This window comes from Curtobacterium sp. AC272 (assembly GCF_979258155.1).
On the sequence record NZ_OZ409838.1, the window covers coordinates 3,061,060 to 3,081,323 of the forward strand.

General features: G+C 70.9%; 19 protein-coding genes and 4 pseudogenes. 14 read left to right on the forward strand and 9 right to left on the reverse strand.

Annotated elements, in window-relative coordinates:
• Window positions 1–6: 6 nt before the first annotated feature.
• From ACZZ0J_RS15735 to ACZZ0J_RS15745, 3 genes and pseudogenes are all read left to right on the forward strand, one after another.
• Window positions 7–392, forward strand: a pseudogene (locus ACZZ0J_RS15735) (YchJ family protein).
• 34 nt (window positions 393–426) lie between these two features.
• Window positions 427–1,065 (forward strand): SDR family NAD(P)-dependent oxidoreductase, encoded by a 639-nt coding sequence (locus tag ACZZ0J_RS15740; RefSeq protein ID WP_463437641.1) that lies wholly within the window; start codon window positions 427–429, stop codon window positions 1,063–1,065.
• Entirely contained in the window at window positions 1,002–1,379 is a 378-nt protein-coding gene (locus tag ACZZ0J_RS15745; RefSeq protein WP_463437642.1) for an SDR family NAD(P)-dependent oxidoreductase, read from the forward strand. The genes ACZZ0J_RS15740 and ACZZ0J_RS15745 overlap by 64 nt, the downstream gene beginning before the upstream one ends.
• A 29-nt stretch (window positions 1,380–1,408) precedes the next feature.
• Here the strand turns inward: ACZZ0J_RS15745 and ACZZ0J_RS15750 are convergent, their stop codons facing one another.
• Window positions 1,409–2,275, reverse strand: a complete 867-nt coding sequence (locus ACZZ0J_RS15750; RefSeq protein ID WP_463437643.1) for a shikimate dehydrogenase family protein — start codon at window positions 2,273–2,275, stop codon at window positions 1,409–1,411.
• Between the two features lie 58 nt (window positions 2,276–2,333).
• On the opposite strand from ACZZ0J_RS15750, the gene ACZZ0J_RS15755 reads away from it, so the two are divergent.
• On the forward strand, window positions 2,334–3,338 hold the full coding sequence (locus ACZZ0J_RS15755) for an iron-siderophore ABC transporter substrate-binding protein (protein ID WP_194648510.1): 1,005 nt from the start codon (window positions 2,334–2,336) through the stop codon (window positions 3,336–3,338).
• Between the two features lie 104 nt (window positions 3,339–3,442).
• On the opposite strand, the gene ACZZ0J_RS15760 is transcribed toward ACZZ0J_RS15755, so the two are convergent.
• Window positions 3,443–3,847 (reverse strand): DUF1304 domain-containing protein, encoded by a 405-nt coding sequence (locus ACZZ0J_RS15760; protein WP_123340116.1) that lies wholly within the window; start codon window positions 3,845–3,847, stop codon window positions 3,443–3,445.
• Between the two features lie 60 nt (window positions 3,848–3,907).
• Here ACZZ0J_RS15760 and ACZZ0J_RS15765 point away from each other — a divergent pair, with 60 nt between their 5' ends.
• Together ACZZ0J_RS15765 and ACZZ0J_RS15770 are read left to right on the forward strand one after the other, a co-directional pair.
• Window positions 3,908–4,231, forward strand: a complete 324-nt coding sequence (locus ACZZ0J_RS15765; protein ID WP_194648511.1) for a chorismate mutase — start codon at window positions 3,908–3,910, stop codon at window positions 4,229–4,231.
• Window positions 4,228–5,391 (forward strand): lactonase family protein, encoded by a 1,164-nt coding sequence (locus ACZZ0J_RS15770; RefSeq protein ID WP_463437644.1) that lies wholly within the window; start codon window positions 4,228–4,230, stop codon window positions 5,389–5,391. The genes ACZZ0J_RS15765 and ACZZ0J_RS15770 overlap by 4 nt, the downstream gene beginning before the upstream one ends.
• A gap of 111 nt (window positions 5,392–5,502) precedes the next feature.
• On the opposite strand, the gene ACZZ0J_RS15775 is transcribed toward ACZZ0J_RS15770, so the two are convergent.
• Genes ACZZ0J_RS15775 through purS form a run of 4 tightly spaced genes read right to left on the reverse strand, consistent with a single transcriptional unit; the run spans window position 5,503 to window position 9,809 of the window.
• Window positions 5,503–6,423, reverse strand: coding sequence for a 2-hydroxyacid dehydrogenase (locus ACZZ0J_RS15775; protein ID WP_463437645.1), 921 nt, complete (start codon window positions 6,421–6,423; stop codon window positions 5,503–5,505).
• 16 nt (window positions 6,424–6,439) lie between these two features.
• Window positions 6,440–8,821 (reverse strand): phosphoribosylformylglycinamidine synthase subunit PurL, encoded by a 2,382-nt coding sequence (gene purL / locus ACZZ0J_RS15780; protein ID WP_463437646.1) that lies wholly within the window; start codon window positions 8,819–8,821, stop codon window positions 6,440–6,442.
• Between the two features lie 35 nt (window positions 8,822–8,856).
• A complete protein-coding gene (gene purQ, locus ACZZ0J_RS15785) occupies window positions 8,857–9,552 on the reverse strand; it encodes a phosphoribosylformylglycinamidine synthase subunit PurQ (protein WP_111085606.1) in 696 nt (231 codons plus the stop codon).
• A gap of 5 nt (window positions 9,553–9,557) precedes the next feature.
• Window positions 9,558–9,809: a phosphoribosylformylglycinamidine synthase subunit PurS gene (purS, locus tag ACZZ0J_RS15790; RefSeq protein ID WP_017886272.1), complete on the reverse strand. Its 252-nt coding sequence runs from the start codon at window positions 9,807–9,809 to the stop codon at window positions 9,558–9,560.
• 187 nt (window positions 9,810–9,996) lie between these two features.
• On the opposite strand from purS, the pseudogene ACZZ0J_RS15795 reads away from it, so the two are divergent.
• Both ACZZ0J_RS15795 and ACZZ0J_RS15800 read left to right on the forward strand, forming a co-directional pair.
• Window positions 9,997–10,242: pseudogene (locus ACZZ0J_RS15795) on the forward strand (PadR family transcriptional regulator); the annotation flags it as partial.
• A 364-nt stretch (window positions 10,243–10,606) separates the two neighbouring features.
• A complete protein-coding gene (locus ACZZ0J_RS15800) occupies window positions 10,607–12,256 on the forward strand; it encodes a DHA2 family efflux MFS transporter permease subunit (protein ID WP_463437647.1) in 1,650 nt (549 codons plus the stop codon).
• 123 nt (window positions 12,257–12,379) lie between these two features.
• Here the strand turns inward: ACZZ0J_RS15800 and ACZZ0J_RS15805 are convergent.
• Both ACZZ0J_RS15805 and ACZZ0J_RS15810 read right to left on the reverse strand, forming a co-directional pair.
• Window positions 12,380–13,197: pseudogene (locus tag ACZZ0J_RS15805) on the reverse strand (cytochrome c oxidase assembly protein).
• A gap of 148 nt (window positions 13,198–13,345) precedes the next feature.
• On the reverse strand, window positions 13,346–14,659 hold the full coding sequence (locus ACZZ0J_RS15810) for an acyltransferase family protein (protein WP_463437648.1): 1,314 nt from the start codon (window positions 14,657–14,659) through the stop codon (window positions 13,346–13,348).
• A 169-nt stretch (window positions 14,660–14,828) separates the two neighbouring features.
• Here ACZZ0J_RS15810 and ACZZ0J_RS15815 point away from each other — a divergent pair.
• A pseudogene (locus ACZZ0J_RS15815) lies at window positions 14,829–15,254 on the forward strand (Fur family transcriptional regulator); the annotation flags it as partial.
• A gap of 179 nt (window positions 15,255–15,433) precedes the next feature.
• Complete coding sequence (locus ACZZ0J_RS15820) at window positions 15,434–16,963, forward strand: catalase (protein WP_463437649.1); 1,530 nt, start codon at window positions 15,434–15,436, stop codon at window positions 16,961–16,963.
• A gap of 99 nt (window positions 16,964–17,062) precedes the next feature.
• Here the strand turns inward: ACZZ0J_RS15820 and ACZZ0J_RS15825 are convergent, their stop codons facing one another.
• A complete protein-coding gene (locus tag ACZZ0J_RS15825) occupies window positions 17,063–17,629 on the reverse strand; it encodes a GNAT family N-acetyltransferase (RefSeq protein WP_463437650.1) in 567 nt (188 codons plus the stop codon).
• A gap of 104 nt (window positions 17,630–17,733) precedes the next feature.
• Between ACZZ0J_RS15825 and ACZZ0J_RS15830 the strand changes: the two genes are divergently transcribed.
• Genes ACZZ0J_RS15830 through ACZZ0J_RS15845 form a run of 4 tightly spaced genes read left to right on the forward strand, consistent with a single transcriptional unit; the run spans window position 17,734 to window position 20,259 of the window.
• Window positions 17,734–18,015 carry a hypothetical protein gene (locus tag ACZZ0J_RS15830; RefSeq protein WP_194648519.1) on the forward strand — a complete coding sequence of 94 codons (282 nt, stop codon included), beginning with the start codon at window positions 17,734–17,736 and terminating at the stop codon, window positions 18,013–18,015.
• Window positions 18,015–18,623: a hypothetical protein gene (locus tag ACZZ0J_RS15835; protein ID WP_463437651.1), complete on the forward strand. Its 609-nt coding sequence runs from the start codon at window positions 18,015–18,017 to the stop codon at window positions 18,621–18,623. Before ACZZ0J_RS15830 ends, ACZZ0J_RS15835 begins: the two co-directional genes overlap by 1 nt.
• Window positions 18,623–19,666, forward strand: coding sequence for a peptidoglycan-binding domain-containing protein (locus ACZZ0J_RS15840; protein ID WP_463437652.1), 1,044 nt, complete (start codon window positions 18,623–18,625; stop codon window positions 19,664–19,666). Before ACZZ0J_RS15835 ends, ACZZ0J_RS15840 begins: the two co-directional genes overlap by 1 nt.
• Window positions 19,657–20,259: an ATP-binding cassette domain-containing protein gene (locus ACZZ0J_RS15845; RefSeq protein WP_123340128.1), complete on the forward strand. Its 603-nt coding sequence runs from the start codon at window positions 19,657–19,659 to the stop codon at window positions 20,257–20,259. The genes ACZZ0J_RS15840 and ACZZ0J_RS15845 overlap by 10 nt, the downstream gene beginning before the upstream one ends.
• Window positions 20,260–20,264: the final 5 nt, after the last annotated feature.

Below are 20,264 nucleotides of genomic sequence, written 5' to 3' on the forward strand. Positions count from 1 at the left end.
TCCGGCGTGGTCACCGACGAGACGCGCTGCCCCTGCCTGAGCGGCAATCCCTACGGCGAGTGCTGCGGCCCCTGCACCGCGGTGCGGCCGCGCCGACCGCGGAGCGCCTGATGCGCTCCCGCTTCAGTGCGTTCGCGCTGGGACTGCCGGAGTACCTGCTGCTCACCTGGCACCCGCGCACCCGTCCGGCAGGCCTCGAGTTGGACGCGTCCCAGCGCTGGACCCGGTTGGACGTCCTGACGACGACCTCGGGAGGCCCGTTCGACTCCCGGGGCACGGCCGCGTTCCGCGCGTGGTGGCGTTCCGACGACGACCGCGGGACGCTCGAGGAGACGAGCGAGTTCGTCCGCGAGCAGGGACGATGGTTCTACGTGGACGGTGTCGTCGCCTGACGGCTCCGCACCACGCCAGCTGACAGGAGTCGACATGCCCGCACGCGACCTCACCCGCTTCGGCGACCGGACCACGGCCGCCGAGGTCGTCGACGGCCTCGACCTGACGGGACGCACGGCGATCGTCACCGGCGCCGCGTCCGGCATCGGGGTGGAGACCGCCCGAGCGCTCGCCGGAGCCGGGGCGCGCGTGACGCTCGCCGTGCGGGACGTCGACGCCGGCCGACGGGTCGCGGACGACATCGCCCGGTCGACGGGGACGGACGCACCGGCCGTCGTCGAACTGCACCTGGACCGCCCGGGCTCCGTCGAGGCGTTCACCGCAGCGTGGTCTGGGCCGCTCGACGTCCTCGTCGCCAACGCCGGCATCATGGACGCGCCCGAGTCGTACACGCCCGCCGGGTGGGAGGCGCAGTTCGCGACGAACCACCTCGGGCACTTCGCTCTCGCGCTCGGGCTGCACGACGCCCTGGCGGCCTCGGGTTCGGCGCGCATCGTCTCGGTGTCGTCGAGCGGCCACGGGGTTCGCCCGTCGTGTTCGACGACCTGTTCTTCCGCCGGCGTCCCTACGAGCCCGGACTCGCCTACGGCCAGTCGAAGACCGCCAACGTGCTCTTCGCCGTCGCTGCCGGCCGGCGGTGGGCCGCCGACGGCATCACCGCGAACGCCCTGATGCCCGGCGGGATCTGGACCGGGCTGCAGAAGCACTGGGACCCGGAGGTCCTCGCCGCCACGAAGATCGCCGCCGCCGATGCCGTGAAGACCCCCGAGCAAGGAGCCGCGACCTCGGTCCTGCTCGCCACCGCACCCGAACTCGACGGGGTCACCGGCCGCTACTTCGAGGACTGCCACGAAGCAGCGGTGGTCGAACGGATCGAGGACGGCCTGCACGGCGTGCTGCCCTGGGCGCTCGACCCGGACCAGGCCGACCGGCTGTGGGACGTGTCCGTCGCCCTGCTCGACGCCGAGGCGCGGTCCCGCGGCTGACCACGGGCCGCCGGGGTCGTCGTCGGCGGCTAGCTGCTGATGACGGCGGGCAGGCCGGCGGCAGTGCGCATCGCACGACGGACGGCGGCCTCGTCGGGCAGCAGCTCGTCCTCGTCACCGGTCAGGAAGAAGCGGATCTGCCCGATCGCCTGTTCGGTGAGCATGTCGAGACCGTTCAGCACCCGGCCGCCCGCACCGGCCCAACGCGACGCGACGGCGGTCGGCCACGGTTCGTAGGCGACGTCGAACAGCACGGCGTCCGACCCCGACGGCACCAGCTCGAGCGGGTCGGCCGCGCCGCCGGGAAGTGTCGACAGGACGAACCCGTGGTGGGTGCCGGGCAGGTCGCTGAGCGGCAGGACCTCGAGCGAGACGCCGAGCCGCACGGCCAGCTCCACGAGCGAGCCAGCCTTCGCGGTGTCGCGCAGGAACACCCGCACGAGCGACGCTCCGAGCCGCACAGCCGCGGTGAGGGCGCTCGCCGCGGTCGCGCCACCGCCCAGGATCGTGGCCTCGCCGGGCACGTGCCCGAGGGCCTCGACCGGACGGACGAGCCCCTGGACGTCGGTGTTGGCACCCGCACGGACGATGCTGTCGCCCTCGTGGCGGAACGCCACCGTGTTGGCGACCCCGAGCTCATCGACCAACGGGGTCGTGCGGTCGAGGAGCGGCAGCACCTCGCGCTTGAGGGGCATCGTGAGACTCAGCCCGCGCCATCCGGGACCCAGCCCCGCGACGAACGCGTCGAGCCCGCCGGACGCGACCTCGTGCCTCCCGTACGACCACCCCAACCCGAGCGCGTCGTAGGCCGCTTCGTGGAGCGCGGGGGAGAGCGAATGCGCGATGGGGGAGCCGAGCACCGCGAGGCGCGTGCGGTCTGGATCTGGGACGGCCACGATCACCCAGCCTATCCAGCCGATTTCCTGAGCGCCCCGTTAGGTTAGGCTACCCTTCGTGATCCGCTCATCCCTTCGTCTCCGACGTGTCCTCGCCGCTGCGGGTGCCGTCGTCGCAGCCTCCCTCGTCCTCGCCGGCTGTGCCTCCGGCTCCAGCTCGTCCGAGTCGTCCTCGGGATCGTCGTCCGACGGCGCCTTCCCGGTGTCCATCACGACCGGCCTCGGCACCACGACGATCGACTCGCAGCCCAAGCGCGTCGTCGCCCTCGGCTGGGGCGACGCCGAGACCGCGCTCGAGCTCGGCGTGCAGCCGGTCGGCGCGAGTGACTGGCTCGCCTTCGGTGGCGACGGTGTCGGCCCGTGGCTGAAGGACGCGTACACGAAGTCGCCCAAGATCATCCAGACGCTCGAGCCGAGCTACGAGGACATCCTCAAGCTCAACCCGGACCTGATCCTCGACGTGAAGTCGTCGGGCGACAAGGACCGCTACGACAAGCTGTCCGCGATCGCGCCGACCGTCGCGATCCCGAAGGGCGGCGAGAACTACCTGGCGTCCACCGAGCAGCAGACCACGATGATCGCGAAGGCGCTCGGCAAGGAGTCCGAGGGCAAGAAGCTGCTGTCCGGCCTCGACGACGCCTACGCCGCGGCACGCAAGGCGCACCCGGACTTCGAGGGCAAGACCGCCGTCGTCGGTGCGTACAGCTCCGAGGGCTTCGGCGCGTACGCCTCCACCGACAGCCGCTCGTCGTTCATGAAGAACCTCGGGTTCACGATCCCGTCGGCCATCGACAAGGAAGCCGGCAAGGCGTTCTCCGTCACGCTGTCGGATGAGAACCTCGACCTGCTCGACGCCGACCTGACGCTGATCCTGCCGATCTACGTCGACGCGTCGAAGGCCGAGGCTGACCCGCTGTTCCAGAAGGTGCCGTCGGTCGAGGCCGGCCATTACATCGTCTTCGACGACAAGGACGTGTCGTCGGCGTTCTCGATGGGCACCACCGCCGCGATCGAGTGGGCGCTCGACAAGCTGCCGGCCCAGTTCGAGGACAAGCTCGGCTGACCTGTCCTGTTCTCACCCGCGAGAGCGACAGGGTGCCGCCGATGTTCGGCGGCACCCTGTCGCTTTTGCGTGGTGTTCGGGGCTGACGGTGTGGTCGGGACGGCTCAGACCGGGAAGCTCGAGCCGAGCAGCGCGAACAGCAGCGTGATCAGCGGGAGCGTGCCCTGCTTGAACGCGGAGTTGACGTACTTGCGGCCGGAGCCGATCAGGATCACCGCGGCGCCGAGCATGCTCGCGGTCGAGAACACGACGAGAGTCCAGCCGGTCGCGGTGTTGCCCGCCAGCACGAGCACGACACCGAGGATCGCGCCGATCGCCAGGAACAGGTTGTAGAACCCCTGGTTGAACGCGAGGGAGCGGGTCGCGTCGGCCTCGGTCTCGGTCGCGATGCCGAACACCTTGCGGGCGCGTGGACTCGTCCAGATGATGGATTCGAGGAACCAGATGTACACGTGGACGAGGCCAGCGAGGACCGCACACACGCCCGAGATCACGAGCAAGACCGACATGTGCTCATTCTCGCAGGCGTCGGCGGGGTTCGGCTGCGCGTCCGCCAGTAGGCTCGGGGCATGAGCGACGACGTCACCCCGCCCGAGCCCGAAGCGACGGCTGTCGCCGAACTCCGGAGCATCCGGCAGAGCATCGACAACATCGACGCCGCCGTCATCCACATGCTCGCCGAGCGCTTCAAGTACACCCAGCGAGTGGGGCACCTGAAGGCCGAATCGGGCATGCCCGCCGCCGACCCGGACCGCGAACAGATCCAGGTCGCACGGCTCCGGACCCTCGCCGCCGAGGCGCACCTCGACCCCGCCTTCGCGGAGAAGTTCCTCAACTTCATCGTCGCCGAGGTCATCCACCACCACGAGCGCATCGCCGGACGCGACGAATGAGCGTCGACCTGCCCACCCTGCTCGTCGGTTCCTACACCGCCACCGGCGGAGGGAACGCGACCGGCATCTCCCTGGTCGACGGCGGCGCTGCCCGTGCGGGCGCGGGCGCTCGTGCGGACGCGGGCGCTCGTACCGTCGCGGGCGCTCGTACCGTCGCGGTGCTCGACGATCCCTCGTTCCTCGCCGTGTCGGGCGACCGTGTCTACGCCGTGTCCGAGACGAACGACGGCGGTGTCTCGGCCTTCCGGATGCAGAACGGCGCGCTCGAACACCTGTGGGACGCCTCCGCCGGCGGGGACGCCCCGTGCCACCTGCGGGTCGACCCGTCCGGGGCGCTCATCGTCACCAACTACGTCTCCGGCACCGTCACCGCCGTCTCCCTGGCGGCGGCCGAGTCGTTCTCCGCCTCGGTGCTCGCGAGCGACGGCGTCGTCCTGCCCGCCGACGGCGTGCACGGCCGCACCGACCGGCTCGCCGTCCCCGCCTCGGCCATCGCCGTCGCGACCCTGCCCGCCGCCACCGGCCCGGTGCAGGACCGGCAGGATGCGCCGCACGCGCACCAGTCCGTCGCGACGCCCGACGGCACGGTGCTCGTCGCCGACCTCGGCGGCGACGCGCTGCACGAGTTCCGCGTGACCGTGTCGGCCGACGGCGTCCCCACGCTCGAGGCGCTGCGCGTGCACCACGTGGCGCCCGGCGTCGGCCCGCGGCACCTGGCCTGGTACGACGGCGACCTGTTCGTCGCCGGTGAGCTCGACGGCGCGGTCCACCGACTCCGCCGCGACGAGTCCGGCTCGCTCGTGACGATCGCCTCGACCCCGACGTTCGAGGGTGCGGTGGGGGAGTCGCTCCTCAGCCACATCGAGGTCGACGAAGCCGGACTCGTCACCGTCGCCGTCCGTGGCCGCGACCTGATCGTGGTGCTCGACGCTGCCGACGACGGGCTCGTGCTCGTCGGGTCCGCGTCGTGCGGGGCCCTGGCCGCGGCACTTCGCCCGGGTGCCCGGGTACGTGCTCGTCGCCAACGAGCGGTCGGACGCGATCGCCGTGCTGCCGATCGGTGCCGACGGTGTGCCGGGCGAGGCCGTCGAGCAGATCGCCGTCGGGACCCCGACGTGCATCGTCCCGCTCTGACGGCGTGTTTGCTGGTGCGCGCCTGACGCCGTCGTGTTGCTGCGACGCCACCATGTTCACGAGACGCCGCTGAACCCGGGGGCGTTTCGTCGGCACGGAGGCGTCGCGCGCAGACGACGGCGTGTTCCGACTGGTCGCTAGCGCTCGATCAGGTTCTCGAACGGGCGACCCTCGGCCAGCGCGGCGACCTGCCGACGCATCAGCTCGATCGACCGCGGGACGCTCAGGTCGGTGTTGCCCCCGACGTGCGGCGTGAGGACCGTGTTCGGCGTCGTCCACAGCGGGTGGCCGCCGGGCAGGGGCTCGGGGTCGGTGACGTCGAGCGCCGCGAACAGCCGCTCGGACTGCAGCTCCGCCACCAGTGCATCGGTGTCGACGACCTTGCCGCGGGCGACGTTCACCACCAGGGCGCCGTCGGGCAGCGCGGCCAGCAGCTCGGCGTCGACCAGCCGCTCGGTCTCGTCCGTCAGCGGCGCGATGAGCACGAGGACGTCCGTCGTCGGTGCCAGCTCGGGCAGCTCGCCGAACGCGTGCACGTGGCGACCGTCCTGGTCGCGAGCGGTGCGGGCCACCACGGTGACCTCGGTGCGGAACGCCTCGAACCGGGTGGCGATCGCCGACCCGATCGCGCCGTAGCCGACGACCGTGACCCGGCGGTCGGCCAGGGAACAGGTCTTCCGGGCGTCCCAGACACCGTTGGCGCGATCGGCCTGGAACGCCCCGAGCTCACGCAGCGAGGTCAGCGCCAGCCCGACGGCGAGCTCGGCCGTCTCGTCGTCGTGGATCCCCCGACCGTTCGCCAGCTGGGCGTGACCGGGCACGTGCGGCACCGCGTGCTCGTAGCCGGCGCTCGGCAGCTGCAGGAGCTCGAGCGCCGGCAGGTCGTGCACGAACTGCCAGCGGTGCCGTCCACCGAAGTAGAACGGCAGGAACGTGATGGCGACGTCGTCCGGGCGACCGTACGGCGCCTCGACGTCCCACACGTCCAGCTCGATGCCGTCCGGCACGGGGCCGAACCGGTCGACGAGCTCCGCGAAGGGCAGGGTGACGATGGGCACGCGGTGTCCGCCGGGCCTAGGAGTCCGTGCGCGGCGAGAACGCACCGTCGGAGTCGAGCGGCCCGCGGCCGACGTACCCCTCGGTGACGTCCTCGACGATCACGTCGCCGAAGCGGGCCGGCAGCGTCGCGTTGTGCGTGCCGCGGAGCTCGTCGAGCGTCGCCGTGAACGCACCCTGGACCTCGAGCGCGTTCGACGTGGCGTCGGTCACGCCGATGCGCAGGACCGGGAAGCCCCGACCGGCGCACAGGCCCTGGAAGCGGACGTCGTCCTCGCGCCGGACGGTCACGATGACGCGACCGGTCGACTCGGAGAACAGCGCGGTCGCCGTGTCGACGCCGTCGCGGGACTCGAGCTCGTCGAGGACCACGCGGGCGCCGAGGCCGAAGCGGAGCACGGACTCGGCGAGCGACTGGCCGAGGCCACCGTCCGCCAGGTCGTGCGCACTCGTCAGCAGCTGCTCGCCGCTCGCTGCGAAGAGCAGCTCGGCGAGCTCCTTCTCGCGACCGAGGTCCACCGCCGGCGGACGACCGCCGAGGTGCCCGTGCACCGTGCCGGCCCAGGCCGACCCGTCGAGCTCGAGGCTCGTCGTGCCGAGCAGGTAGATGTTGTGGCCGTCGTCCTGCCAGCCCGACGGGACGCGCTTGGCGACGTCGTCGATGACACCGAGCACACCGACGACCGGGGTCGGGTGGATCGGGGTCGAGCCGGTCTGGTTGTAGAACGACACGTTGCCGCCGGTGACCGGGATGCCGAGCTCCATGCAGCCGTCGGCCAGGCCCTCGACCGCCTCGGAGAACTGCCACATGACCTCGGGGTTCTCAGGGGAGCCGAAGTTCAGGCAGTCGGTGACCGCGGCGGGGACGGCACCGGTGACGGCGACGTTCCGGTACGCCTCGGCCAGGGCCAGACGGGCGCCCTGCTTCGGGTCGAGCTGGCAGTAGCGGCCGTTGGCGTCAGTGGCGATGGCGACACCGAGACCGGTCTCCTCGTCGACGCGGATCATGCCGCCGTCGTCGGGGAACGACAGCGCGGTGTTGCCGAGCACGTAGGTGTCGTACTGGTTCGTGACCCAGTTCTTCGACGCCAGGTTCGGCGAACCGAACAGGCTGAGGAACTGCGCCTTGAGCGCGGGGCCGTCGGCCGGGCGGTCGAGCGATGCCGCGGTGTCGGCCTGCAGCGCGTCGATCCAGGTCGGGTAGGCGACCGGGCGGTCGTACACGGGGCCGTCGACGGCGACGGTGCGCGGGTCGACGTTCACGATCTCCTGGCCCTGCCAGTCGATGACGAGACGGCCGGTGCCGGTGACCTCGCCCAGGACGCTGGTCTCGACCTCCCACTTGCCGACCACGGCGAGGAACTCGTCGAGCTTGTCGGGGCGGACGACCGCCATCATGCGCTCCTGGCTCTCCGACATCAGGATCTCTTCGGCCGTGAGCGTGGGGTCGCGCAGCAGGACGTCGTCGAGCGAGATGTGCATGCCGCCGTCGCCGTTGCTCGCGAGCTCGGACGTGGCGCAGGAGATGCCCGCAGCGCCGAGGTCCTGGATGCCCTCGACCAGTTCCTTCTGGAACAGCTCGAGGCAGCACTCGATCAGGACCTTCTCGGCGAAGGGGTCACCGACCTGGACGGCGGGACGCTTGGTCGGGCCGCCCTCGGTGAAGGTGTCGGACGCCAGGATCGACGCGCCGCCGATGCCGTCGCCACCGGTGCGGGCACCGAACAGCACGACCTTGTTGCCGGCACCGGACGCGTTCGCCAGGTGCAGGTCCTCGTGCCGCAGGACGCCGACCGCCAGGGCGTTGACCAGCGGGTTGCCCTGGTACACCGGGTCGAAGTAGGTCTCGCCGCCGATGTTCGGCAGGCCGAGGCAGTTGCCGTAGAACGAGATGCCACCGACGACGCCGTGCACGACGCGTGCGGTGTCCTCGTGGTCGATCGCGCCGAAGCGGAGCTGGTCCATCACGGCGACCGGGCGGGCGCCCATCGAGATGATGTCGCGGACGATGCCGCCGACGCCGGTCGCGGCGCCCTGGTACGGCTCGACGTAGGACGGGTGGTTGTGCGACTCGACCTTGAAGGTGACCGCCCAGCCGTTGCCGACGTCGACGACACCGGCGTTCTCGCCCATGCCGACCATCAGGTTCTTCGTCATCTCCGGCGTGACCTTCTTGCCGAACTGACGGAGGTAGTTCTTCGAGGACTTGTAGGAGCAGTGCTCGGACCACATGACGGAGTACATCGCCAGCTCGCCCGAGGTGGGGCGGCGGCCGAGGATCTCCTTGATGCGGGCGTACTCGTCCGGCTTCAGGCCCAGCGCGTCGTACGGCTGGTCCTTGTCGGGAGTCGCCGCGGCATCCTGCACGGTGTCGGGCTTCGGGCGCACGTAAGTCGTCACGGTGTTGTCGTTCCCTGTCACTGGAGTCGCGGCCGTCACTTGACGAGCGTCGACTCGATCACGGAGGTGAAGAAGGTGAGGCCGTCCGTGCCGGAGGCCATGGCAGCGGCGGTGTCCGGGCCGAAACCGGGCTCGGTCGCGTGCTCGGGGTGCGGCATCAGGCCCACGACGTTGCCACGCTCGTTCGAGACGCCGGCGATGTCGTCGATGGACCCGTTCGGGTTCACGCCGACGTAGCGGAACACGACCTGGCCGTTGTCCTCGATGCGCTTGATCTCGTCGGCGTCGGCGACGAACCGGCCGTCGGCGTTCTTGAGCGGGATCGTGATCTCCTGCTGCGCGGTGAACCCGGAGGTCCAGGCGGTCGAGGTGGTCTCGACGCGGAGCTTCTGGTCGCGGCGGATGAACTGCTGGTGCGCGTTGCGGGTGTGCGCGCCGGGGACCAGGCGGGCCTCGGCCAGCATCTGGAAACCGTTGCAGATGCCGAGCACGGGCATGCCCTTGCCGGCGGCGTCGATGACCTCGGCCATGATCGGTGCCTTCGCGGCGATCGCACCGGCGCGCAGGTAATCGCCGTACGAGAACCCACCGGGCAGCACGATGGCGTCGACGCCCTGCAGGTCGTGGTCGCCGTGCCAGAGGGCGACGGGGTCGGCGCCGGCGAGTCGGACCGCGCGCTGGGCGTCACGGTCGTCGAGGGAGCCGGGGAAGGTGATGACGCCGATGCGCATCCGGGTCACTGACCTTCGACGGTCACGGAGACGACGTCCTCGATGACCGCGTTCGAGAAGACGTCGGCGGCGATGTCGCGGACCTCGGCCAGCTTGGCGTCGTCGACGGGGCCGTCGACGGTCACCTCGAAGCGCTTGCCGATGCGGACGTTGGTCAGGTCGGCCTTGCCCAGACGGGCGAGGGCGTTGCCCACCGCCTTGCCCTGGGGGTCGAGGATCTCAGCCTTGGGCATGACCTCGACGACGATCGTTGGCACGTGTTCTCTCCAGCGCTTCAGGGTGGGGGACGCGACCAGTCTACGGGGCGCGCGCGACACGCCGGGACGGATCCGGGCCTCCTGTGGAGAGCGTGCTGTGCGTTTGCTCACCTCAGTTCGACTCCGTATATTCGAAGTCGAATAGTCCAGTCGGAAGACTGCCGCACCGATCCGTCAGGAGGCCCGCATGGCGTCGCTCACGCCCCTCGCGTTCGCCGCGCTCGACCTGCTGAACGAGGCACCGATGCACCCGTACGAGATGTTCCAGACGATGGTCCACCGGCAGGAGGAGCGGAACGTCAAGGTCCGCCCGGGCACGCTCTACCATCAGGTCGGCCGCCTCGCCGAGCTCGGGTTCGCCGAGGTCGTGGGCACCGACCGCGACGGCAACCGGCCGGAGCGCACCACCTACACGATCACCGAAGCCGGTCGCGCAGCACTCGCGGACGGGCTCCGCCGCATGGTGGCGGAGCCCGCGGACGAGTACCCGGAGTTCCACCTGGCCCTCTCCGTGCTCGAGAACCTGCCGCACGCCGAGGCGGTCGAGGCCGTCCGGGCCCGGATCGTCGCACTCGAACAGGAGCGCGACGACTACGACCAGGCACTCCAGCGCGTGCAGGCCAAGCAGCTGACCGAGCGGTACTGGCTCGACGTGTCGTACGTCCGTGCGATGCTCGCCGCGCAGATCGAGTGGCTCAGCACCACCGTCGACCGCATCGCCAGCGGCGACCTCCCTGGGACGGCCCGGCCGTCCCCACAGACACTGACTTCCCCACGAACAGCAAGGACACCACTCGATGACCACCGTCACGCCTCCGCGGACGACCGAGAAGAAGCCGTGGCCCGCCCTCTGGGCGCTCGTCGTGGGCTTCTTCATGATCCTCGTCGACTCGACCATCGTGTCGGTCGCCACCCCCACCATCGCCCAAAAGCTCGACGCGGACATCAACTCCGTGATCTGGGTGACGAGCGCGTACCTGCTCGCCTACGCCGTGCCGCTGCTCATCACCGGCCGTCTCGGTGACCGCTTCGGCCCGAAGGTCATGTACCAGATCGGCCTCGTGGTGTTCACGCTCGCCAGCCTCTGGTGCGGTCTGGCCGGGTCGATCGAGATGCTCATCGTGGCCCGCGTCGTGCAGGGCCTCGGCGCCGCGATGATGAGCCCGCAGACGATGTCCGTCATCACGCGCATCTTCCCGCCGCAGAACCGCGGTGCCGCGATGGGTCTCTGGGGCGCCGTCGCCGGTGTCGCCTCGCTCGTCGGCCCGATCGTCGGCGGCCTGCTCGTCGACGGCTTCGGCTGGGAGTGGATCTTCTTCGTGAACGTCCCCGTCGGTGTCGTGGCGTTCGTGCTCGCGCAGCGCTTCGTACCGTCGTTCGACCGCCACGGGCACCGCTTCGACTACCTCGGCATCTTCCTGTCGGCGGCTGGCCTGTTCCTGCTCGTCTTCGGCATCCAGGAGGGCGAGACCTACGACTGGGGCGTCATCGCCGGGCCGATCTCGGTGTGGTCGCTCATCATCGTCGGGCTCGTGGTCCTCGCCGGGTTCGTCGTCTGGCAGGGCGTGCAGAAGGGTGAGCCGCTGCTGCCCCTCGGCCTGTTCAAGGACCGCAACTTCACCCTGGCCAACGTCGCCATCACGGCCGTCGGTGTCGCGATCGCCTCGTTCGCGCTGCCGATCATGCTCTGGGCGCAGGACGTCCTGCGGTTCTCGCCGACCCAGGCGGCACTGCTCCTCGTGCCGCAGGCCGTGCTGTCCGCCGGCCTCGCCCCGCTCGTCGGCAAGAACCTCAACCGGTGGAACCCGCGCTGGGTCGCCGCGTTCGGTCTCGCGTGCTTCTCGGCCGGGCTGTTCTGGTTCGGCGCTCTGCTGTCGTCGAGTGCCGACTGGGGATGGGTGCTCCTGCCGAGTGCGCTCCTCGGCATCGCCAACGCCTGCATGTGGGGCCCGCTGTCCGTCTCGGCGACGCGCAACCTGCCGCCGAAGCTGGCCGGTGCCGGCTCGGGCGTCTACAACACCACGCGTCAGATCGGTGCCGTGCTCGGTTCGGCCGGCATCGCCGCGCTGATGGAGGCGCGGATCACCGCGAACTTCCCGGCCTCGACCGGCGGGACCTCTGCCGGTGGTGCCGAGCAGCAGGTCGGCGGACTGCCCGGGTTCCTGCTCGAGCCGTTCTCGCGCGCCATGGGTGAGTCGCTGTTCCTGCCGGCGATCGTGCTCATCGCGGCGATCGTGGCGGCGCTGTTCCTGGCGAAGCCGAAGCAGACCGTCGCCTGGCAGCAGACCGGTGGCGTGACCGCGCAGCCCGACGCGGAGGGCACTGCGCCGGCCGAGGGCGACGCGAAGCCGACCGCGCACGGCGTGCACGCTGCGGCCGCTGCTCCGGCGACTGCCGAGGCCGAGCTCGCCGCCATCGACCACCACGGCAAGCACCCCGACGCCTGACCCGCGCCGACCACCCGGGCCCCGGGCTGCTCCACGAGTGGCCCGGGGCCTGCGTGCTTGCGACACCCTCGACGTCGTACGACATCGAGGTCGTCGTTCGGGGTCGGCGCCCCGCCCGCGCGCTCAACCCCGGCGCTGCAGGTGCTCCCGCGTCAGCTCGTCGATCTGCTCGTCGGTCAGGGCGTCGACGGCGTGGGCCTCGCGGCGATCGGTCCGCTGCCACCGGATGAACAGCGAGATGAGCACCGGGATGTCCGCCACCTCGGCGATGAACCACAGCAGGTCGCCCGCCAGGTGCTGATCGCGCAGCGGCGACGGGAACCACGGCTGCCCCACGGCCTGCACCACCGACCCGTCGAGCACGTGGTTCGTGATCCGCAGCACGATGCCCGGCACCGCGTCGATCATCAGCTCCACGAAGGCGAGCAGGAACTCCGCGGTGACGAACGTCGACGACCGCAGCACCCCGGGTTCCGACAGTGGAGCGAGCAACCCGAACCCGAGCATCGGCACCGTCACCGTGATCACGACGGCCCAGACGGACGATTCGCGCAGGGTCGCCGCGAACGGTGTCAGCAACAGGCCGAACAGGACGAGGGCGACGAGCGGCGCGACGATCGCGTTGCCGAGCAGGCGCACTGGACGCGACCGCATGGCGGCGTCGGCGGCGTGTGCGAGGCGATCCGGGCCTCCTGTCCGAGCAACGAGACGGGCGCACCGAGCGCGGCGAAGGTGGGGACCGCGAAGAAGAGCAGGGCGGACCGCAGCACGAACGCCCACCGGAGCTGCTGGTCGTACACGCCGACGATGCCGAACTGCAGGATCCCGAACAGCACCAGTGCGGCGACGAACGCGAGAGTGCGCCACCAGGGCCAGCGTGCGCCGCGACGTGCGGCGCCGACGACCCACCAGCCGTAGGCGCCCGCGGCGACGGCGATCATCACCGCGGACAGGGGATCGAACCGCCAGGTGCTCCAGAACTCGGGTGTCGACGGCGTCGGGTGCCTCCAGGGGATCGGCCTGCCGCCATCCTCTGCCCGGCGTGTGTGCCGGTGCAGGCCCGAGCAGCCCCGAACGGTGAGAACCGGTTCAGATCCGGGTGACGCGCCGGGCTGGCGTGGTCCGCGAGAGCAACCACACCCCGGTCGGCACGGCCACGGCGCCGATGACCGCGACCCCGAGCGACAGGTGCAGCTGCATCACCAGGAACGCCGGACCGATCGTGCAGAGCGCAGCGAGAGCGACGACCGGCCAGGACGGGCGGTCGGCCGAGGGCAGCAGCCGGGGGAGCGGGCGGTCGAACCACCGGAGCGCGCGAGCAACCCCGAGTGCGACGGCGAGCACCGCGACCAGTGCGATCAGCCGGGACGCCCACCACCCGCCGGAGCCCGGCGACGGGAACGGCACCCCGACCAGCAGGGCGATCCCGTTCAGTGCGATGAACAGCGGCAGGTGCCACAGGTAGATGGTCATGCCGTCGCGGCCGAGGACGAACACGGCGCCGAGCGCGGCCCTGGTGCGCATCAGGCGGGTGAGCGGAGCGTGCACGAGCTGGACCAGGCAGGCCTGCGCGATCGCGAGGAACGCCAGCGGGAGCATCGGCGGGTTGAGGTCCTGCAGCATGTCCGGTGCCCACAAGCCGATCGAGGTCATCGGGATGAGCACGGCGTAGGCGGCGACGGCCACCGCGAGCAGGAGCGTCTTCGACCGCCGTGCGAACCAGCCGTCGGCCCAGAGGAACCCGAGCTGTTGTGCGAAGAGCCACACCGGCCCGAGGTTGAGCAGTCCGACCTCGGCGACCCCGGTGGCCAGGCGGACCGCGTCGATCACCGCGGCGAGCACGAGCAACACGCCGAGCGTCGCCCAGGGTGCGCGCTCGTGGAACCGCATCACCAGCGGCACGCAGCACTGCGTGATGCCGTACGCGGCGAGGAACCAGAGCGGCGAGCCGATGCCGAACGCGACCTCGGCGAGGAGGTCCGGTGGGGTGCCGGCGGCCGTGGCCACACCGAGCCCGAGCGCGAGGAACACGAACAGCGGGACAGCGGGCCGGAACAGGCGCACGAGGCGGGTGGCCAGGTAGTCGCGAGCAGGGCTCGGCCCACCGCGGGCGACGGTGCTGCGCCAGCCGACTGCGCTCGCGAAGCCGCCGACCACGAAGAAGAGGGGCATCACCTGCCCGATCCACGTGGCGGCGACGTACCACGGGAGCTCCTGCAGGGGGCTCGTCACCCGCACCCCGTGGTCGTCGGACGCGACGCCGACCATCGTGACGTGCACGATGACGACGAGGACGACGCAGGCCGTCCGGATGAGGTCGACGACCAGGTCCCGCTTCGCGATGATCCCCCGGACGTCCGGTGCGCTGTTCGCCTGTTCAGACAGGCCGTGGCTCGTGGACATGTCCGGACGCTAGCGTGCGGAACGGTCGGTCCAGCGTTGGTCCAGCTGATCGCGACCGGATCGTGACACTTCGTATTCCGGTCGGGGCATGTGTCAGACCGCTGGCCTCCAGCGAACGCTGGTGTACAGTTGCCGTGTTGTCTTGATTCCTGCAAAAGAAAGGCTCAGCATGGACGCCGACGCCGATCTGCTCCGCACCTCGGGCCTCCGGGTCACGACGCCGCGACTCGCGGTGCTCCGGGCCACCGAATCGATGCCGCACGCCACCGCCGACGACATCGTCACGGCGCTCACGGCGGAGCTCCCGACGACCAGCCACCAGGCCGTGTACGGCGTGCTCGCCGCGCTGACCGGCGTCGGCCTCGTCCGACGCATCGAGCCGGCCGGCAGCCCCGCTCGGTACGAGCGACGCACCGGTGACAACCACCACCACATCGTCTGCACCCTGTGCGGCGCGATCGAGGACGTCGACTGCGCCGTCGGGCACTCGCCCTGCCTGACCCCGTCGGACGCGCACGGCTTCGCCGTCACCACCGCCGAGGTCACCTACTGGGGCATCTGCGAGCGGTGCGCCGCGGCCGAGCGCGACGACGCGGGCGATGGCGCAGCCAGCGACGCCGGCGATGGCGCAGCCAGCGACGCTGGCGATGGCGCAGCCAGCGACGCCGGCGCCCCAAGCGCAAGCGCAAGCGCAGACGAGTCCGACGCCCCGCGCGTCCCCTGAACCACCCGAGCACCCCTGACCGAACCAACCGTTCCACCCAAGGAGGAACCGTGTCCGACCAGAACACGACGCCCGGCCAGTCGGCCGGCACCCCCACCACGACCACCAACTCCGGCGCTCCCGTCTCGAGCGACGAGCACTCGATGGGCGTCGGGGCCGACGGCCCCCTCGCGCTGCACGACCACTACCTGGTCGAGAAGCTCGCCCAGTTCAACCGCGAGCGCGTGCCGGAGCGCGTCGTCCACGCGAAGGGCGGCGGTGCCTTCGGTACCTTCACCGTCACGCAGGACGTCAGCAAGTACACCCGCGCCGCGTTCCTGCAGCCGGGTCAGCAGACCGAGATGCTCACGCGCTTCTCGTCCGTCGCCGGTGAGCAGGGTTCGCCCGACACGTGGCGCGACCCCCGCGGCTTCGCGCTGAAGTTCTACACGTCCGAGGGCAACTACGACCTCGTCGGGAACAACACGCCCGTCTTCTTCATCCGCGACGGCATCAAGTTCCCCGACTTCATCCGCTCGCAGAAGCGCCTGCCCGGCTCGCACCTGCGCGACCACGACATGCAGTGGGACTTCTGGACCCTGTCGCCCGAGTCCGCGCACCAGGTCACCTGGCTGATGGGCGACCGCGGCCTGCCCGCGTCGTGGCGTGAGATGGACGGCTTCGGCTCGCACACGTACCAGTGGATCAACGCCGAGGGCGAGCGCTTCTGGGTGAAGTACCACTTCCTGACCGAGCAGGGGCACAAGACCCTGACGCAGGAGGACGCAGACCGCATCGCCGGCGAGGACGCGGACTTCCACATCCGCGACCTGCACGCTGCGATCGAGCGCGGCGACCACCCGCGCTGGACGCTCAAGGTGCAGGTCATGCCCTACGAGGACGCCGCGAGCTACCGCTTCAACCCGTTCGACCTGACGAAGGTGTGGCCGCACGCGGACTACCCGCTCATCGAGGTCGGCACGATGGAGCTCAACCGCAACCCGGAGAACTACTTCGCCGAGATCGAGCAGGCGACGTTCGCCCCGTCGAACTTCGTGCCCGGCATCGCCGCCAGCCCGGACAAGATGCTCCTCGCCCGCATCTTCAGCTACGCGGACGCCCACCGCTACCGCGTCGGCACCAACCACGCGCAGCTGCCGGTGAACGCCCCGAAGAACGAGGTGCACTCGTACTCGAAGGACGGCGCCATGCGCTTCGACTTCCAGAAGTCCGAGGTGCCCGTGTACGCGCCGAACTCGCTCGGTGGCGCACACGCCGACCCGACCGCGACCGACGACGTGCCCGGCTGGGAGTCGGACGGCGCGCTGCAGCGTTCCGCCGCGACCCTGCACCCGGAGGACGACGACTTCGGCCAGGCCGGCACGATGGTCCGCGAGGTCCTCGACGACGCCGCCCGTGCGCGCCTGGTCGGCAACATCGCTGGTCACGTCTCGAAGGTGACGCGCGACGACCTGCGCGAGCGCGTGTTCGCGTACTGGACGAACGTCGATGCCGACCTCGGTGCGCGCGTGCGCGCCGCGGTCGTGCCGAGCGCGCCGGGTTCGAACGAGGACCCGGAGACGGTGGCGGTCGAGGCGTAGTCCGGTGGACGCGGGGGCGTGAGCCCCGGTCCACCACCTGACGGACGGGAGGCACGGTGCCAGCTGGCACCGTGCCTCCCGTCCGTTCGTGGTCTGGTCCTAGACCTCTTGGCCGTTCAGCCAGATCGGGCCGGCCGGCCAGTCCTCCAGTGCTGCGGCCACCGGCCGCACCATCCAGCCGCCCTGCTCCGTGTTCGTGATGCCGGCGCCCTCGGCGGTGAACGCCGAGAAGGTGCCGACGACCTCGGGGAACTCGTGCCAGCCGAGCTTCGCGTAGAAGGGGATGCGGTTCTCGCCCGCGCCGAGGAAGCCGTACGGCACCGCGAGCCCGTCGAGCACGGCGTGCGTGCGCTCCATGAGTTCCCGGCCCCTGCCCGATCCCTGCAGCCGCGGCGACACGGCGACGAGGCCGGTGTCGCCGACCAGGACGTCGCGCCCGCCGACCGTGATGAACATGCGGCGGATGCCGACATGCGCCAGGACGACGCCGTTCTGGTCGCGGGCGAGGACGCGGCGCTCGGGCTGCATGCCGGACCAGCTGCGGCCGCCCACGTACCAGTGGGACCAGTCCGGGAACGCCTGCGCCAGCAGTGCGGCGATCGCTTCGTGGTCCGGGAGCGAGAGGGAGCTCTCCTCGACCACCTCCCACCGGATGTCATCAGTCACGCGTCCATCCTGCACGGATGTGGCGCTGGTCGTTGCATCCCCGTACTGAACGGTAATACGTTAACGGTGACATCGGGGAGGTGTCGCAACGAAAGGGGAGATCGATGTCGATCAAGAACGTCGTGCTGGGTGCGGTCGTGCTGGGGAGTGTCGTGGGCGGCGGGATCGCGGTCGACACCGCGACGGCGCCGGAGGCGAGTGCTGCGTGCTACGGGTCGGTGACGCTGACCAAGGGGAAGAACAACTCCTGCGGCAACGGCGCGCGGCACTGGAACGCGATCAAGAACGCGTCCTCGAAGTACGGGGCCTGGGTGGGGAAGGGGCACATCTCGGCGCAGAAGCTGTGTTGGGCGAACGTCGTCTCGTACGGCATGACGGCGCGGTAGTGCGCCATCTGTTCGGTGGCCGTGCCGCTGTGTGCGTCGCGGCCACCGCGGTCCTCGTCCTGTCTGGCTGTAGCAGCGCTGTGGAGACCACGATGTCGTCGGAGGTAACCCTTGAATCGGCGGGGCCGTGGGCTGAAGAGTTCCGAGCCGCGCTCGATGACGGTGTGTCGGACTTCGAGTTCAGGATCCTCGCTGACGGTGAGGTGACCACTGCGGAGCTCGAGGCCGCGCACGACCGCGTGGGTCGGTGCCTCGCGGACTCCGGACTGCGGATCGACTACGACCCGGACGGTGGATTCGGCCTCGAATCACTCGATGGGCGCTACCCCGACGACTTCTTCGAGCGCTCGGACCCGATCCTCCGAAAATGCGAGGAGACCGCCGACGAGTACGTCACACAGCTCTTCGAGGAGACGCGCCGGAATCCTCAACGTCTCGATGACGCGAAGATCACGGTTCCCTGCCTGCGGGATTCCGGCTTGGTGGGAAAGGACTACACCGAGCGGCAGTGGCGGAAGGACTACGACGCCGACACGTTCCCGTTCGACGAGACGAGCGACGCTGCGATCCAGTGCCGTGTCGACCCGCTCGGGCTCTGGCGGCAGTGATGCGCTTCCCGTCTGCCGCGCTCCTGTCACTCGGGGCGATGGTGGTCGCGGCGGCGACGGCCGCCGCCATCGTGGTCACTGTGCCGGCCGAGGTGCCGGCTGCACTCCGGACAGCGGCTCCCGCGAGCACCGTCCGGGTGACCGAGCGCACCGATGCCGATGAACGACAGGTGCAGCTCGCACTCGACACCGGTGCCCCACGGGCGGTCGTGACGTCGCGGACCGGGACGGTGACGACGTCGACGTGCTCGACCGGGGCACCCGTGCGGACTGGGGACGTCCTCGCGCGGGTTGACGGGCGGCCGGTGATCGCGCTCGCCAGTGACGAGCCGCTGTGGCGCGACCTCGAGCTCGGCGACCGCGGGGCCGACGTCACGGGGTTGCAGCGGGAACTCACGCGCCTCGGTGCCGGACTGAGCATCGACGGCGTCCTCGGCCCGGGCACGCTCCACGCTGCGCAGCAGTTCCTGGTCGACCGAGGCGTCGACCGCGACGACCTGCCCGACGGCGTCGTGCCGCGGGACCCGTTCGCATGGGTGCCAGCCGCCGAGAACACCGTCCTGGCGTGCGTGGCCGTCGTCGGGGCAGCGGTCGGCGCCGACGGTGTCCTCGTCGAACTCCCGGCCGAACTCCGCGGTGCGCGCATCGAGGCGCTCCCGGTCGATCCGGCGCCGGGGGAGCGCGTGCTGCGGATCGGGAACGCCGACGTCCCGACCGACGCCGCCGGGGTGGTCTCGTCGCCGACGGCCCTCTCCACGATCACCGCCCTGCCGGAGTACGCGGCGACGGTCGCTTCGGCCGACGGCACACCGACGGTGGCCGCGACGTGGGCGCTCAGCCGGCCACGAACGGTCCAGGTGGTGCCACCGACGGCCCTCTGGGACCTCGAGGGTGACCGGGCGTGCCTGCAACCGACGACGGGGCGGTCGCTCCGGGTCGAGGTCCTCGGGTCGGAACTCGGGCAGTCGTTCGTCCGGGTGCCCAGCGGACGAACGCTCGACCGGATCCGTGCCGAGCCGGACCGGTCCAGCTCGTGTCGGTGACGCTCGAGGGCGTCGGGCACGTCTGGCCGAACGGCACCGTCCTGTTCGACCGCGTCGACCGCACCTTCGCCGAGGGGAGCGTGACCGCGGTCGTCGGGCCGAGCGGCTCCGGCAAGTCAACGCTGCTCGCGATCCTCGCCGGGATGCTCCGTCCGACGCGCGGCGCCGCCGTCCGTCCGCCGGGCTGTCGACCGCTCTGGGTGTTCCAGAACCCGCACGGGGTGGCCCGCCGCCGCGTGCTCGACCACGTCGCGCTGCCGTTCGTCGCCCAGGGCGCGGATCGTCGGACCGCAGACGTCCGGGCACTCGAGGTCCTCGAGCGCTTCGGGCTCGGCTCGCGAGCGCACGCGCGGTTCGCCGAACTGTCCGGTGGCGAGGCGCAACGCCTGATGCTCGCGCGCGCGATCGCGAGTGCGCCGGGTCTGATGCTGGTCGACGAGCCGACGGCGCAACTCGACCGGGCGACCGCGATCGAGGTGAACCGTGGGATCGGTGCGCTCGCCGCGGCGGGGACGGTCGTCGTCGTCGCCACGCACGACGACGCAACCCGTGACGCCTGCGACGGAGTGCTCGACCTCGGGCGGTACCGATGAGCCCC